A 15,717-nucleotide genomic window follows, 5' to 3' on the forward strand; every position below is an offset into this window, starting at 1 on the left:
TGTGGGATCTTAGCTCAGCTGGGAGAGCATCTGCCTTACAAGCAGGGGGTCACAGGTTCGAGCCCTGTAGGTCCCATTCACAATCATTAATTTGATTGTAGATGCCGTAGTGGCGGAACTGGCAGACGCGCGGGACTTAAAATCCCGTGGTGGCGACATCGTACCGGTTCGATTCCGGTCTACGGCATTCACTCTTTTGAGTGAAACTGAATATTGTGTGTGTGTAGCTCAGCTGGATAGAGCACTTGGCTACGGACCAAGGTGTCGGGGGTTCGAATCCTCTCACGCACGCTAAATTAAAAGAAAAAGAGATAGGTTTTACCTATCTCTTTTTTCTTTTAACTCATTCGAACTCTCGCCTGCCGGCTCGGTCGGCGCTAAACGACGTCCACTGGACGTCAGCGCCCTCTCACGCACGCTATTTTGGGCGCAATCTTTATTATAATCATAGACAGCTAACATTGACAGTGTTTATATGATGTGATAAAACTGTACTATAAGCTGTAGTACAGTCTAGAACATATGGGGAATTGAAGTATGAGAATAATTGGCTTTTTCTTGTGGTTAATACAGGGAATATTGTTGTTGGCTTTGACCATGTTAGGCCTTATGGCGATTGACTATTATGTTAGTCCAGATTGGTTATACAATGACAATATTGTCTTTTTTATTTTAGGTCTAGTATTTTTTATTCATTTTATATTTGGAATTAAAAGAAGTAATAAGAGATATAATAAGAAACAAGAGTATGAAGATACATATTATGATGAGAATCAGCCTGTAAAGACTTATCATGCTCACACTAAGAAACCAAATCATTTACGTCGTTCTTTCCTGGCTTGTTCACTGGTAGCTTTATTATTAATCGGGCTAGGTATTCATAACATTTCAAAGCAAAATGAATTAGATGGCGTACCGGAAAACGTTATTGAGTTTGGTGAAAATTATCCAGAAGCAGAGGAATACGTTAAGAATTTCAATAAATACGCATATGCTGATCTTGACATGGATGTGTCAGATGAAATGTCCAAGAAAGACATTCCTCTTTTTATCCAGTGGGATAAAAGATGGGGATATAAAAACTATGGCGCTAATTACGTGGGCGTAGCAGGCTGTGGTCCTACTTGTCTGGCTATGGTTGTGTGTGGATTAGAGCAAGATGCAGATATAAATCCGTATGTTGTTGCAGAATATGCATCAGACAAGGGATACTATACATATGGTCAGGGAACATCCTGGGATATTATGACAGAAGGTGCGCGTCATTACGGACTGAGCGTTTCTAGTGGAAATGTTTCTTCGGAATATATTACAGACAATTTGTCTAGCGAAACGCCTATGATTTGCTCAATGTCACCAGGAGATTTTACAAAAACAGGGCATTTTATTGTATTAACTGGAATAGATTCAAACGGAAAAATCATTGTAAATGATCCAAACAGTCCTAAGAATAGTAACAAACACTGGGATGTAAATACATTAGTATCCCAGATGAAGAGTGTTTGGAAATATAATATATAGTTAAATTGGAGGGGAAGAGATGAAAAAATTACTTGTATGTTGTCTTTGTGGTTTATTATTAGTTGGATGTGGACAGTCCAACGCAGATAATACATCAGAATTAGAAAGTTCAGAGGAGACTAATCAGGTACAAGAATCAGTTGAAAGTGAACCAGAAGAGTCAGAAGAAACAACTGAAGCAGAGCCTGAAATAGCAGAATATCCATTGGATCTTGATATATCAGGATGTGATACTTTTACACAGATTGTGGATACTGTACTTGAGCCAGGAATGGGCTATACAAACGAAACAATCGGTGATACAGACGCTTTGTTAGTATGCACATTTGCTTACGATAACATGGATGGCAATATGGCAGCTATCGATTCGGCGATATATGTTTATAATGATGGCGTGCCAGAGTGTATCGGAAATGTATCCTCTATAGGCACAGCTTATCCGCTTGCAGTAAAGGATGGCTATTTATATGTTGGAATCTATCATGGAACTGCAAAATATACTATTGAAGATAATGAGTTAATTGAGGTTGAATCTTCCTGGATAGAATATGATGATGAGGGTAACGAAGAATTCTATTATCATGAAGTAGCAGGAGAAGAAACAAAATCAGAAAGCTCTGATGTAGTAGACAGCATTCAGAATGAATATGATGAAGCTACAATCCTCAATTTCGATGTAATTCAATAAAAAGGGTGAAGCGCTAGCATTGAATGCTAGCGCTTCTTTTATTAAATGTATTGAAATGAAAAATGAAGTTATTATCTAGTAGTTATTATTTGCTCTGTTCCGCAAGCCATGACCACATATTTACGCCATCTTCTTCACATTCATTGTTGAAGAAGTACAACCATGACCAGTGGCCCATGTATTGGTATGCTTCACCGTCATCTCCGGTGAAACGACCAGTTGTATCATGTACATCGTCAAATACTGAAGAATGAACATTAGCACCTATTGCTTCGAGTCGTTTGATTGTTGGTATTTCAAAATTTTCTGGAACAACAGTTGTGTCGTTTTTCGCATATATGAACCATACTGGTAAATCCTTAATTGATTCAATTTGAGCATCTGTGATTCCACTGTCAGCGTATGCTTCACAGATTGGGAAAGCAGCTGCAAAATAATCAGGATAATTCATAATCATATCCATTGTCATGTAGCCACCATTTGAGCATCCTCCAATATAAATACGATTTGTATCGATATTAGGATTAGATGCAACGTATTCATCTATAAGGCCTTTTAATGTTTCAAGGTAAACAGAGTCTGTACCAGGATTATCGGCCCAATCTCCATTTTCATTATAAGTAAGCCAGAAGGTATCTGTTTGAGGTGTAAGTACATAAGCTCCACCCATTACTTCTTGAAATTCATCGGAATATAAAGCTGTTACTTCGTTGCCTAATACAGCGATTTCGTTTTGTGTACCACCTTCTCCTGCACCATGAATCCAAATAACAAGTGGGTGTTTATTTCCGTCATCTTCTGGAGCATAAGAACCATATGTCAGTGTATACTTGTCATCTGAATATGTTCCTGTAAAATCAACGTTTTCAAGTTGAGGATAAATCGAACCATCTAAAGATAAATCAATAGCCGAGTCAATTGTGACATCAGAAATATCAGCTCCATCTGCACTCTTTAAAGTTTGACCATCATTTAATGTAACTTCCAGTTCATAAGGTGAGCACACAGTGTTTTGCCAAGTGAAAACATCGTAGCAGAATGGGTTACCCTCATCTGGACTATATGAAAGCTCAAGAGCAACATATTCAGATGAATCAGTTTTGTTTCCATTCTCATCACAGGTGTAGGCATCTAATACGGTCCTGTCTGCAGTTGCTGTAATGTGTTCTGAAGGATCACCTTCAAAGTTTTCATCCATAAGTGCGGCATAGTTAAATGATTCTTTTGTTTCAGATACAGAAAATGTATCAGCCGATACTGATGAAGAATCAATTGAATCATTAAAGTGGATTATTGTAGTAGTTACTGCTGGGCCCCAATCATCACCAACTACTACAGCTTTTTGTGTTCCAGTTAATGAAACTGGAGTGTTTGCATCGACTGTGGCATCACTGTTTGAAGATTCAGTTGTACCACAACCCACAAGACCGAAGACACACAATGATGCCATCAGTAGAGAAATAGTTTTTTTCCTCATTGTAAAAATCCTCCCATATATTGATTGATAATAGAATGAATAATAGCACAAATAAACTCTGCAGATTTAGTTGACTGATAACTGGTTAAAAAATAAGGATGATTGGTAAAACAAAAAAACTGATGCAATTCAATGGTATGTGATATAATTTCTAAAGACTAGTTTTTGGAGGTACAATCATGAAAGCATATTTTGCAGGTGGATGTTTTTGGTGTGTGACACCAATTTATAAAATATATGGAGTGGACCAGGTAACATGTGGCTACTCCGGTGGTGATGAAGTAAATCCTACATATGAGGATGTTAAGGCGCAAAAGACAGGACATAGGGAAACTATTGAATTGACATATGATCCAGCAAATGTGACCTATGACAAATTGCTTGATATTTATCTTGCAAATGTTGATCCCTTTGATGGAGAAGGCCAGTTCATTGATAAAGGTTTTTCTTATACATTAGCTATCTATTACAATGCTGATGAAGAAAAAGCTATTGCTGAAAAGAAGATAAAGGAGCTGGAGCAGGAGACAGGTAAGAAGGTTCAAATCTCCTTAGAAAAGTTTAAAAGCTTTTATGAGGCAGAGGAAGAACATCAGGATTATTATTTAAAAAATCCGGAAGCCTTTGAAAAGGAGCTAATAGAAAGCGGTCGAAAGGAGTCATAATCATGCAGGAAAAACTAAAAAAGATAAAGGTTTTGTTTGGTGATGTAGATAACACACTTCTTTGCCTAAAAATGTACAACGAAGCCGGTAAAAGAATAGTTGGTTTTGAAGATGCTAACGACTGGCTTAAGTATAATATAAACAATAATGCTTACATCAAATGCCAGGCTCCTAGAGGAGTAAAGAATCTTATTGATGATTTGCATTTTAATCATGGCGTTAAGATTTATGGCCTTACAGAATGTAGCAACTCTTTTGAATACAACTCAAAATATAACCGTCTGAGAGAGTGTTACCCAGGTGTTTTCGAGCATCATGGAGATCTGATTTCAACAGAAACACGTCATAAAAAAGTTCTCATAATGAAAATGATTGCAGAACGCGACGGCTACAATATGGACGAGATTATGTTTATAGATGATAGCTATACAGAAATTATGGAAGCTTTTGGAGCAGGAATCTTGGCCATGCATACCACAGAAGTTATGGAGCGATTCATGTAATAAAGGTATTCCAAAACGGAATATAAGCTATACATAAATGAATACACAATACCCCTTAAATCTATTGCGATAAACAAAGTATGATTATAAAATTTACTTTGTATGTTTTAAAGAATAAGGGGTATTTTTTTGGTATATATAATTAAAAGGGTATTACAGTTAATACCGATTCTGTTTGCAATTACATTTCTTTCATTTGCAATGATGAGACTTGCAGGAAGCGATGTTGTTGAGCAGAAAATGTTGAACACAGGACAGGTTATTTCAGAGACACAGCTTGAAATGGCAAGGGAACAATTAGGCCTTAATTCTCCATTTTTAGTTCAATATTTTAGATGGCTTGGCAATTTGCTTCACGGAGATATGGGCGTTAGCTATGTCTCTGGCAAGGATGTGTTTGAGACTTTTGTTTCAAAGCTTCCTGCCACAATACTGCTTACAGTTACATCGATTGTGCTTACAGTCATAATATCCATTCCTCTTGGAGTAATATCAGCTGTATATCAAAACAAATTCATAGACTACATAATTAGATTTTTTAGCTTTATTGGAAATAGTTTGCCTAATTTTTTTGTATCCTTGGTACTTATGTATTTCCTAGGAATCAAATTGGGATGGCTACCAATTATTTCAAAGGATATTAATAGCACTAGTATAATCATGCCAACTTTGACTTTGGCTATAGCTATGTCTTCAAAATATTTGCGTCAGGTTCGTACAACTGTGTTGGATGAGCTAAGCAAGGATTATATTGTTGGAGCTAAAGCAAGAGGTGTAAAGTTTTCAATTACACTCATGGGAAGTGTGCTTCGTGCAACGCTTGTAACAATAATTACGCTGTTGGCATTATCTATTGGAAGCCTTTTGGGGGGAACAGCTATTGTTGAATCTATTTTTATGTGGGATGGCGTTGGCAAAATGGCAGTAGATGCCATTAATATGCGTGACTATCCAATTATTCAGGCATATGTAATGTGGATGGCGATTATCTATGTGCTCGTTAATCTCATTACAGATTTATCATACAGATTCTTGGACCCAAGAATTAGATTGGGGGATAGAGAATCATGAAAAAGAAAATCAAATTAATCATAATGAGTTGCTTAGTAGTTCTGATTATTGTTATGGCTATTTTCGCAACATATATATGTCCATATGATCCTTATGAACAGGATTTAAGTATTGCCTATCAGGCCCCTTGTTTACAGCATCTTATGGGAACAGATGCCTATGGCAGAGACATGTTTTCAAGAGTAATAATAGGTGGCCAGGTAAGTATATTGTCTACCCTTGCTTTAGTATTAATAATTGCAATATTCGGTACAACAGTGGGGATAATATGCGGATACTTTGGTAATAAAGTTGATTTTGTTGTTATGAGAATATCAGATTTATGTCTTGCTTTTCCAGGATTAGTATTTGCTCTAGCAGTAGCAGCAATACTAGGTGGAGGTATCGTAAATGCGGTAATAGCATTGGCGGTTATAAGCTGGCCAAAGTATTCTCGAGTGGCTAGAGGACTTACACTATCTATAAAGGATTGTGCTTACATTGAGGCAGCAAAATTAGCAGGAGATAATTCTCTTCAAATAATTTGCCGTCATGTGATTCCAAATATATTAGGACCAATCATAGTTACAGCCACATTAGATATTGGAACAATGATGATGGAAATCGCAGGTTTATCATTCCTAGGCCTTGGCGCGCAGCCACCTGTAGCAGAGTGGGGAAGTATGATGTCTAATGGACGAAGCATGTTGCAGACTTACCCATGGGTTGTATTATCACCTGGAATTGCAATTTTTATATCAGTAGTTATTTTCAATCTTTTTGGAGATACATTACGTGACGCAGTCGATCCGAAAAACATATCAGGATCGTTAAAGAATAAAAATTAGAAATTTCTATAATAAAGAAATTTTTAATATATAAAATAAGGAGTATTTATAATGAAAAAGTTAGTAGCAATGTTTCTTGCTTTGACACTTACAGCAGCTACATTTGTAGGCTGTGGAACAAAAGCAGAAAACCAGACAGCTGATTCTAGCGCAGAATCAGGGAAAAAGACATTTGTCTTTGGAGACACAACATTTAATGCAGAAAATGAAGAGGCAAATATTGATCCACATGACACATATTGTGGATGGGCAGCAATTAGATATGGAGTGGGAGAGACACTATTCAAGTTCAATGACAATATGGAACTTGAGCCATGGATTGCTGAAAGTTATGAAAACATTGATGAATTAACATGGAAGATTACACTTAAGGATGGCGTAACATTCTCTAATGGAAATCCTTGTGATGCAGAGGCAGTAAAGGCTTGCATCGAGGATTTGGTTGCAGTTCATGAACGTGCAGCAGGAGATTTGGCAATTGATTCAATTGAGGCAGATGGCCTTGAGCTTACAATTAAAACTACAACACCAAAGCCAACATTAATTAATTATCTTTGTGACCCTTATGGATGTATTATAGATGTTACTGCAGGAAATGCAGATGGAATCGTTGTTGGTACAGGTCCATTTGTTGCAACAGAGTTGGTTACAGATGACCATTTAAATCTAGTAAAGAACGAGAATTACTGGGGTGGAAATGTAAATATTGATGAAGTAACTGTTCTTACTATCTCTGATGGAGATACACTTGCAATGGCACTTCAGAATGGTGACATTGATGCTGCTTATGGTATGGCATATGCAAGTTATCCATTATTTGAAAATGATGATTATGTATTTACAAGCACAGCAACAAGCCGCGCGTTCTACCTTCAGATGAATTACAATTCAGATATCATAAAGGATGATGCAGTACGAGAGGCCATTGCTCTTGGCATTGATAAAGAGGGATTCGTAAATACGTTATTAAATGGATATGGTTATGTAGGTTCAGGTGCATTCCCAGATACATTCCCATTTGGTGCGGGCGTAAATGCCAAGGAGTATGACCCTGAAAAGGCTAAGGAAGTTCTCGAAGCAGCAGGTTGGGTTGATACTGATGGTGATGGAATCAGAGAAAAAGATGGAAAGACATTAACAATCAATTGGGTATCATATCCTAGCCGTCAGGAGCTTCCTCTTTTAGCTGAGAGCGCTCAGGCTAATCTAAAGGATATCGGAATTGATGTACAGTTAAATGTAACAGCTGACCACGGCACAATCGTTTCAGAGCCTACAGGATGGGACGTATATGCAGCAGCATTTGTTACAGCCGGCATTGGTGATCCAATGTATTTCTTTAGTACACATTGTTTATCAGATTCAACAAAGAATCGTGGAGCATATTCTAATGCACAGTTGGAAGAACTTGCACAGGAGATGAACAACACATTTGATGTTGATGCAAGAAATGATTTGGCTGTTCAGATGCAGCAGATAATTTTGGATGATGATGCATTTGTATTCTGCTCATTCCTTCGCATGAGCATGATTAGCAAGTCAAATGTCACAGGCTTGACAGCTCATTCTAGTGATTATTATGAGCTTACAGCAGAATTAGATATTAATTAATTTGAGGAGAGCTTACGCTATGAATGAAACTTTTTTTGATTACAATTCCGTAAGTATAGAATTTGATGGAAAAGTGGCAGTTAATAGCGTAAGCTTTTCTATTAATAAGGGCGAAGTGCTTGCTTTAGTAGGTGAGTCTGGCAGTGGTAAATCTACAATAATTAAGTCGATAATTGGAATACTAAATTCAGATGGAAAAGTAACTGAAGGCGAAGTGGTATTCGAAGGTGAAAATCTCTTTTCTAAAAAGGAAAAAGAGTATCGAAATATACGCGGAAAAAAAATAGGAATGATTTTCCAGGACTCATTAGGTTCCTTTTGCCCAATAAGGACAATCGGAGACCAGATAACAGAAGCGGTGAGAGCTCATGAAAAAATAAGCAAACCAGAAGTGAAGGCAAAAGCATTGGAGCTATTTCATAAGCTGAATTTTAGTGAACCGGAAAAGCTATGGAAAAGCTATCCATTTGAGCTGTCTGGTGGAATGAATCAACGTGTAGGAATAGCTATGGCGATGTTACTTGATCCGCCATTACTTTTGGCGGATGAGCCAACCAGTGCTCTGGATCCCAAAGCTACAGATATGGTTTTAGAGGAACTCAATAATATGCGTGATAATCTTGGTACTTCTATCATCATTGTGACTCATGACATGTCAATTGTGCCAAGAATAGCAGACAAAATATTAGTTTTAAAAGATGGAACAGTAATGGAATATGGTAATGCCACAGAGGTCTTAAACAATCCTAAAAGCGATTACACAAAGCTTTTATGTGACGCAGTGCCAGTTTCAGGGAGAAAAGGATGGAACCTTTCATTAAAGTAGAAAATATATGTAAGACATTTTCTAGGAATGACAAACAGAATACAGAGGTCCTGAAGGGCATTTCTTTTCAGGTGAATAAAGGTGAATGTCTCGGAATAGTTGGAGAGTCCGGAAGTGGAAAAAGCACATTGGCGCGAATTATGCTTGGGCTGATTCCTGCTACAGATGGAAAGATAATCATCAATGGAGAAGAGCAAAAGGGCATTAGACTTGGAAGCCAGATGGTCTTTCAGAACCCAAATGAATCTTTTAATCCTCGTAAAACTATTGGGTATGGTGTCGGTGAAGGTTTAAAGAATAAGGGGGTGCCACAGGACGAAATTGACGAAAAGATAGATTATCTTTTCGACATGTGTGGTCTACAAAGGGAGTTGAAAAATAAATATCCACACCAAATCAGCGGAGGACAATGTCAGCGAGCTGCTATAGCCAGAGCGTTAGCTATGAATCCGGATATACTTATATGTGATGAAGCAACAAGTGCGTTGGATGTGACGGTACAAAAACAAGTAATCGAACTGTTGCAGGAACTTAGAAGCAAGCAGGATATAACGATTATATTTATCAGTCATAACATGGCACTTGTAGAAATGTTTTGTGATCGAGCCATTTTGATTGAAAATGGCACAACAAAAAGAACTTTTGGTCCAACATAGCCCAAAACTATGGCTATTAACAGTAAAATAAAGTACAATAAAAACTGTTCGGAGGCAATCCAGTTTCTGAATGGTTTTTTATTTTTTAAGATTATGGAAAAGTTAGTAAACGATAATAAAGCCTATTGGATTCAAAGAGCCAAAGGCTATTCAGAGGTTAATAAAGAAGAGTTATCCGGGATTCAGCATTGCACATGGAAAGAGTTTTTGGTGTCAGAAATCTCCAAGTGTTTTCCTGATAGGGAGCCTAGCTCAATAAAGGTCTTGGACGTGGGTGCTGGTCCAGGTTTTATATCTATTATTTTATCTGAGGCAGGCTATCAGGTTACTGCATTCGATTTCGCAGATACCATGCTGGCAGAGGCTAAAGCTAATGCTGGCGAATTATCAAATCAAATAAATTTTGTTCAAGGAGATGCATTGAATCTTCCATTTGAAAAAGATTCTTTTGATGTGGTATTTTCACGAAATCTTACCTGGAATCTTTCAGACCCTGCAAGGGCATATGTTCAGTGGCTTTCTGTTTTAAAGACAGGTGGGCTAATGCTTGTGTTTGATGCAAATTGGTATTCATATCTAGTAGATGAAGAAAAAATGCAAGAATACAAAACAGATCGAGACAATGTAAAAAATAGTTGTCTGGATGACTACAATATAGGCGATAATTTTGAGCAGATGGAACGCATCGCTCTTTCATTGCCACTTACAGATAAAATTCGTCCTAAGTGGGATTATGAATTTTTAAATAGTATTGAAGCAGGGCAGGTGTCCGTGCTTGAGGATGTGGGAAGCAGACTCTATTCTGAAAAAGAAAGGATAAATTATAATTCTACCCCACTATTTATGGTTAGAACAGTAAAAGGGTTATTTTAATGGGTGAGTTACACTATATTGCCTTTGAGGAAGAGGCAGATGATATAAAAGAGAAAGTAGAAAGCTACTGGACCAAAAGAGCCGATGGTTTTTTCAATTTAAGACACGATGAAATAGAAAGCAATAAAGCTGATAGATGGCTTAAAGAAATAGAAAAGTATTTACCAACAGATAGAAGCCTTAAGATTCTTGATGTTGGATGTGGAGCTGGATTTTTTGAAATTATTTTAGGAAAGCTTGGGCACAGTGTTACTGGTATCGATTTAACTGAAGAGATGGTTGCTAAAGCAAATGAAATGATTCGCATATACGATATGGACTCTTCAAAGATAAAGGCTCAGGTTGGAGATGCAGAGAATCTTGACTTTGCTGATGAGGAATTCGATGTAGTGATTAGTAGAAATCTTACATGGACACTTCCACATCCAATTGATGCTTATACACAGTGGCATAGAGTCCTTAAAAAGGGTGGAGTCCTGCTTAATTTTGATGCGGAATATGCTAAAGGGGCTCATAACCTTAAAAGCCCAGAAAATCTTGCACACAAGGATATACCGGATAATCTTAAAGAAGAATGTCATGATATTTATCACATGCTTACAATCAGTATGTTAGATAGACCTCATTGGGATGAACATGTTTTATCTGATATAGGATTTTCATCAATTGAGGTTGACGATGATTTTGGAAATAGAATATTTGTAGAGCATGACGAGTTTTATATACCAGACAAAATGTTTAGTATCAAAGCTGTTAAAGCATAATGATGGGGGATTATTATGGAAATAAAGCAATTAAAATACTTTGTTGTAGCTGCAGATGTGGGATCTTTTAGTGAAGCGGCAAAGGTTTTATATACAACTCAATCCAGTGTCAGCAAGGTAATCTCTGCTCTCGAAAAGGAATTAGGCTATAACCTTTTTCAAAGAGAGAGCAAAGGTATTGCTTTGACATATGAGGGAGTGAAGTTTCACAACAAGGCAAGCGTCCTTGTTTCTGATTTTGAAGCACTGGAAACAACTAGTGTGGAGAATAATAATATCGTAAAAATAAGTATTAACCATAGTTCATGGTTGGCAAACTGTTTCTCAGATTTTTATGAATTAAATAAAGACGATGATGTTTGCTATAACATTCATACAGACACAACTCATAACATCATTAATCGTATGAGAATAATGGAGGATGAGGTTGGCTTTGTATATGTATTTCCTGATACAAGATTACAGTTTGAATATGAAATAAAAAAATATCAGTTGAAATTCGAAAGACTAAAGTCTGTGGATGGAATGATTTATTTCCAGCCAGATGATATACAGCAGAATAGGGATTATTCAAGCAAGATTATTCATGATTTGAAATATATTCAATCTGAACAGGATGATTATATTAGGCAGGAATCATTCCAAACGGAGGATGGTGAGCCTGTAAATATAAAAAATGATATTGCTGTAATTACAAATAGTGATTATGTTATGCATGCATTATTAAAAAATAATTCATTAGCAAATCTTAGTGCGGATAGCTTTAATAGTTATGATTTAGGAATTAGACCAGGAATTCGACTTAAAAATACAAGAGGCAGTATTGACTTCGGAATCATTACAAATGAGAAGGGAAGACAAAGCAAGCAAGCAAGGGCATTTGTGGATTATATTAAGAAACAACTACTTTAATTTTTAGAAACTCTTTTTTTGAGTAAAGCGATAAAGCGTGAATATTCAAGGGCTTGAGGGATAATTTGACAAAAAATAAATTTTGAAAAATTGTGAAGAAATTATGAAAAAAGACTTGCGCAAATGTGTATTAAGTGTTATATTCTATATCGTACTAGCGAAAAGCTAATACCAAATTTTTCATAACTCAGCGACCAAGGGCAACTTTGGTCGCACTCCCCGAACTTCCAGTCGGCGCTGTGGCGCCGGCTTTTTTTATTTTTATGATTATGAATAAATAATCATAAAAGAGAAAAGAAGTGATTTACTACCCAAAAGACAAAGTGAGTCCGTAATTATAGGTGGTTTTTTATACGCGGTATAGGTATAATAAATCATACGAGTAATTCGTATGTTTTTAGTTAGGAGTGTAAATAATGGGTGAAGTTAAAGTAATTGAAATCGGTGAGAGCGTTTTCGCGGAAAACGAAGCGGCAGCTGATGCAATTAGAAATCAAATGAAAGAGCAGGGAACATTCTTTTTGAATGTAATGTCTGGTCCAGGATCAGGAAAGACAACTACACTTTCTGCTCTTATTAATAGAATGAAAGATAAATACAAAATCGGTGAGATGGATGTTGATATCGAAACAAGTATCGACGCTCAGCGTGTAGCCGACGCTACAGGTGTTCAGTCTATCCAGATTCACAATATGGGACTTTGTCACATCGATGCAGATATGACAAGTCGTGCATTAATGGAATACGACACAACAGATTTTGATTTATTAATTTTGGAAAACATTGGTAATCTTGTTTGTCCAGCAGAGTTTGATGTTGGAGCCAACAAAAACCTTATGTTACTTTCAGTTCCAGAGGGAGACGATAAGCCACTTAAGTACCCTCTTATGTTCGAGATTAGTGACGTAGTATTAATTAATAAGATAGATACTCTTGAGTATTTTGATTTTAGCAAAGAAAAAGTTACAGAAAGAATCTTGAAGCTCAATCCAAATGCAAAGATTTTCTTCGTAAGTGGAAAGACTGGCGAGGGACTTGATGAAGTTGTTGCATGGTTAGAGGATGAAATTGCTGCAGTAAAATAGTTTTAAATGTTCGGCTTTATATAAGGAGAATAATTTGAATTATCAGCAGAAAAATATGACGAGAAGTGAGTACGAAGAATTTTTGAAAGTTTCAGCTGGCGAAATGCCAGCTGATTTAGTACTGCGCAATGGAGTATATCTGGACGTATTCACAAATCAGTTCAAAAAAGGTGATATTGCAATTAGCAAAGGTAGCTTTGCGGGAATAGGTAAATACGAAGGTAAAATGACCATCGATATGACAGGCAAGACAATTGTGCCTGGATTTATCGATGGTCATATTCATATAGAAAGTACTACGGTAGTTCCTGAGATTTTTGCAAAAGAGGCAATCCTGCACGGAACCACAGCCATATTGACAGATCCTCATGAGATAGCAAACGTAATGGGGACAGACGGAATAAAATACATGTTGGAAGCTACAGAGAACCTTCCTATGGACATATTCTTTATGATTCCATCCTGCGTTCCATCCTGCGAGTTCGACGAAAGCGGTGCTCAGATATTCGCTCAGGATATGAAGCCATTTTTATCTAACAAAAGAGTATATGGTATTGCAGAACTGATGGATGTAAATGGCGTCGTTAATCGCAGATTCGATGTGATTGATAAGACATATCTGGCAATTATGGAGGATAAGCTGATAGACGGACATGCGCCTTTAGTAACGGGACAGCAATTGATGGCTTATGTTGCAGCAGGAGTGCTTTCAGATCATGAATGTTCAAATATTGATGAAGCGATGGAAAAGCTTGGCGCCGGTCTTTGGATAATGATTAGAGAAGGTACAGCAGCCCAAAATCTGGAGGCACTTGTTGATTTGTGCAAAGAGCCATATGCATCCAGATGTATGTTTTGCACTGATGACAGACACATCAATGACATAATGGATTATGGTCATATTGATAATATAATAAGAAAAGCAATCAATTTAGGAGTGGATCCTGTAATTGCATATAAAATGGCTTCGTGCACTGCGGGAGTGTATTTTGGACTTCGCGACAGGGGGGCCATCTCACCGGGATTTCTTGCGGATTTTGTGGTGTTGAATGATGTGAATAGTGTGGATATTGATAGAGTATACAAAGCAGGTGTGGAAATGACTCCTGACTACTTAAAAACACACTGTAAAAGCAATGTATCTTCTGACCTTATAGAAAAGTCTCATAATACATTTAACCTGCCACAGATAACAAAGGAACTGTTGTTAAATAATAAAGCTTTGCCGGTGCTTGGCTTGGTAGAAGGACAGCTCATAACAACAGACGAGGGAAAAGCCGAGGCGATAGATGTATCAAAGGATATTCTTAAGGCGGTTGTGGTAGAAAGGCACAACGGCACAGGCCATATAGGAATGGGATTTATTAAAGGCTATGGCTTGAAAAGAGGAGCTATTGCAACATCAGTCGCTCATGATGCTCACAATATTATTGCTATCGGAGTATCAGAGGAAAACATATCAGCGGCTATCAATGAGCTAAAGAAAATAGGTGGTGGAATTGTGGTGTACGATGGAGAAAAGGTGCTTAAGACCTATCCACTTCCTGTTGCAGGCTTAATGAGTGAAGTAAGTGCTGATGATGCAAAGACAAAGCTAGATGAGATACATGAGGCAGCTTATCAGCTGGGAGTTAATAAAAATATTGATCCATTTATGACATTGAGTTTTACAGCTTTACCGGTAATACCGGAATTGCGAATTACAACTCATGGTGTGGTAAATGTTAATGATTGGAAATTAGTTTAAATAACAAATCTATTTTAGGGGAATATATGCTACAATAGCACTTATGGATAAGAAAAGAATATTTATAACAGTAGTAATTGCTCTCTGGATTATGCTGATATGGGGACACAGCATGCAGCCAGCCACAATATCGGAGCATGAAAGTGGACGTGTATTATATTATCTTGGCAAAATATTCCCTGCTTTGCTTGCAAGCGAAGACGGAATGGTTATTGTTAGAAAAGCTGCACATATTACAGAGTTTCTTATATTAGGAATATTACTTACAGTAGCTTTTGCAAACAGAATATATGGAAGGTTTAACAGATTCACAACTCCAGCCCTTACGGGTCTTTTTGTTGCATTCATTGATGAAACAATACAGCTTTTTGTTGTAGGCCGTTCAGGGGAAGTAAGAGACCTTTGGTTTGATTTTGGAGGAGTTGTATTAGGAACACTTATTGCACTTGCTTTTTCAAGCGGCAAGCGAACCCGTAGAAAATACTAAGGTG

Annotated in this window: 16 protein-coding genes and 3 tRNA genes; 18 read left to right on the top strand and 1 reads right to left on the bottom strand. The window is 37.2% G+C overall.

Features of this window, described 5'->3' with window-relative positions; translation table 11 throughout:
* Positions 1–3: 3 nt before the first annotated feature.
* From BMY66_RS03790 to BMY66_RS03810, 5 genes are all read left to right on the top strand, one after another.
* A tRNA-Val gene (locus BMY66_RS03790) sits at positions 4–76 on the top strand.
* Positions 77–103: 27 nt separating this feature from the next.
* Positions 104–187: transfer RNA gene (locus tag BMY66_RS03795), tRNA-Leu, on the top strand.
* Between the two features lie 30 nt (positions 188–217).
* Positions 218–291: transfer RNA gene (locus tag BMY66_RS03800), tRNA-Arg, on the top strand.
* A 246-nt stretch (positions 292–537) separates the two neighbouring features.
* Entirely contained in the window at positions 538–1,521 is a 984-nt protein-coding gene (locus BMY66_RS03805; protein ID WP_090394189.1) for a C39 family peptidase, read from the top strand.
* Between the two features lie 19 nt (positions 1,522–1,540).
* Positions 1,541–2,209: a hypothetical protein gene (locus BMY66_RS03810; protein WP_090394190.1), complete on the top strand. Its 669-nt coding sequence runs from the start codon at positions 1,541–1,543 to the stop codon at positions 2,207–2,209.
* An 85-nt stretch (positions 2,210–2,294) separates the two neighbouring features.
* Here BMY66_RS03810 and BMY66_RS03815 read toward each other — a convergent pair whose 3' ends face one another.
* Complete coding sequence (locus BMY66_RS03815; RefSeq protein WP_090394191.1) at positions 2,295–3,686, bottom strand: prolyl oligopeptidase family serine peptidase; 1,392 nt, start codon at positions 3,684–3,686, stop codon at positions 2,295–2,297.
* 179 nt (positions 3,687–3,865) lie between these two features.
* Between BMY66_RS03815 and msrA the strand changes: the two genes are divergently transcribed.
* From msrA to BMY66_RS03880, 13 genes are all read left to right on the top strand, one after another.
* Positions 3,866–4,351: a peptide-methionine (S)-S-oxide reductase MsrA gene (gene msrA / locus BMY66_RS03820; RefSeq protein ID WP_044936892.1), complete on the top strand. Its 486-nt coding sequence runs from the start codon at positions 3,866–3,868 to the stop codon at positions 4,349–4,351.
* 2 nt (positions 4,352–4,353) lie between these two features.
* Entirely contained in the window at positions 4,354–4,854 is a 501-nt protein-coding gene (locus tag BMY66_RS03825; RefSeq protein ID WP_044936895.1) for a hypothetical protein, read from the top strand.
* A gap of 129 nt (positions 4,855–4,983) precedes the next feature.
* Positions 4,984–5,925 carry a nickel ABC transporter permease gene (gene nikB, locus BMY66_RS03830; protein WP_242942673.1) on the top strand — a complete coding sequence of 314 codons (942 nt, stop codon included), beginning with the start codon at positions 4,984–4,986 and terminating at the stop codon, positions 5,923–5,925.
* Positions 5,922–6,752: a nickel transporter permease gene (gene nikC, locus BMY66_RS03835; protein WP_090394192.1), complete on the top strand. Its 831-nt coding sequence runs from the start codon at positions 5,922–5,924 to the stop codon at positions 6,750–6,752. Before nikB ends, nikC begins: the two co-directional genes overlap by 4 nt.
* A 51-nt stretch (positions 6,753–6,803) precedes the next feature.
* Positions 6,804–8,363 (top strand): ABC transporter substrate-binding protein, encoded by a 1,560-nt coding sequence (locus BMY66_RS03840; RefSeq protein WP_090394193.1) that lies wholly within the window; start codon positions 6,804–6,806, stop codon positions 8,361–8,363.
* Between the two features lie 19 nt (positions 8,364–8,382).
* On the top strand, positions 8,383–9,189 hold the full coding sequence (locus BMY66_RS03845; RefSeq protein WP_090394194.1) for an ABC transporter ATP-binding protein: 807 nt from the start codon (positions 8,383–8,385) through the stop codon (positions 9,187–9,189).
* On the top strand, positions 9,168–9,845 hold the full coding sequence (locus BMY66_RS03850) for an ABC transporter ATP-binding protein (protein WP_044936904.1): 678 nt from the start codon (positions 9,168–9,170) through the stop codon (positions 9,843–9,845). The genes BMY66_RS03845 and BMY66_RS03850 overlap by 22 nt, the downstream gene beginning before the upstream one ends.
* A 93-nt stretch (positions 9,846–9,938) precedes the next feature.
* On the top strand, positions 9,939–10,718 hold the full coding sequence (locus BMY66_RS03855) for a class I SAM-dependent methyltransferase (protein ID WP_090394580.1): 780 nt from the start codon (positions 9,939–9,941) through the stop codon (positions 10,716–10,718).
* On the top strand, positions 10,718–11,482 hold the full coding sequence (locus BMY66_RS03860) for a class I SAM-dependent methyltransferase (RefSeq protein ID WP_090394195.1): 765 nt from the start codon (positions 10,718–10,720) through the stop codon (positions 11,480–11,482). The genes BMY66_RS03855 and BMY66_RS03860 overlap by 1 nt, the downstream gene beginning before the upstream one ends.
* Positions 11,483–11,497: 15 nt before the next feature.
* The gene (locus BMY66_RS03865; RefSeq protein WP_090394196.1) at positions 11,498–12,394 is read left to right on the top strand and encodes a LysR family transcriptional regulator; all 897 of its coding nucleotides are present in this window, start codon (positions 11,498–11,500) and stop codon (positions 12,392–12,394) included.
* 416 nt (positions 12,395–12,810) lie between these two features.
* Complete coding sequence (hypB, locus tag BMY66_RS03870; RefSeq protein WP_044936910.1) at positions 12,811–13,479, top strand: hydrogenase nickel incorporation protein HypB; 669 nt, start codon at positions 12,811–12,813, stop codon at positions 13,477–13,479.
* Between the two features lie 34 nt (positions 13,480–13,513).
* Complete coding sequence (gene ade, locus BMY66_RS03875; RefSeq protein WP_242942674.1) at positions 13,514–15,226, top strand: adenine deaminase; 1,713 nt, start codon at positions 13,514–13,516, stop codon at positions 15,224–15,226.
* Between the two features lie 43 nt (positions 15,227–15,269).
* Positions 15,270–15,713 (top strand): VanZ family protein, encoded by a 444-nt coding sequence (locus BMY66_RS03880; protein ID WP_090394197.1) that lies wholly within the window; start codon positions 15,270–15,272, stop codon positions 15,711–15,713.
* The last annotated feature ends 4 nt before the right edge of the window (positions 15,714–15,717 follow it).

The organism is Pseudobutyrivibrio sp. C4 (assembly GCF_900111635.1).
In the GTDB taxonomy this organism is placed as follows: Bacteria; Bacillota; Clostridia; order Lachnospirales; family Lachnospiraceae; genus Pseudobutyrivibrio; species Pseudobutyrivibrio ruminis.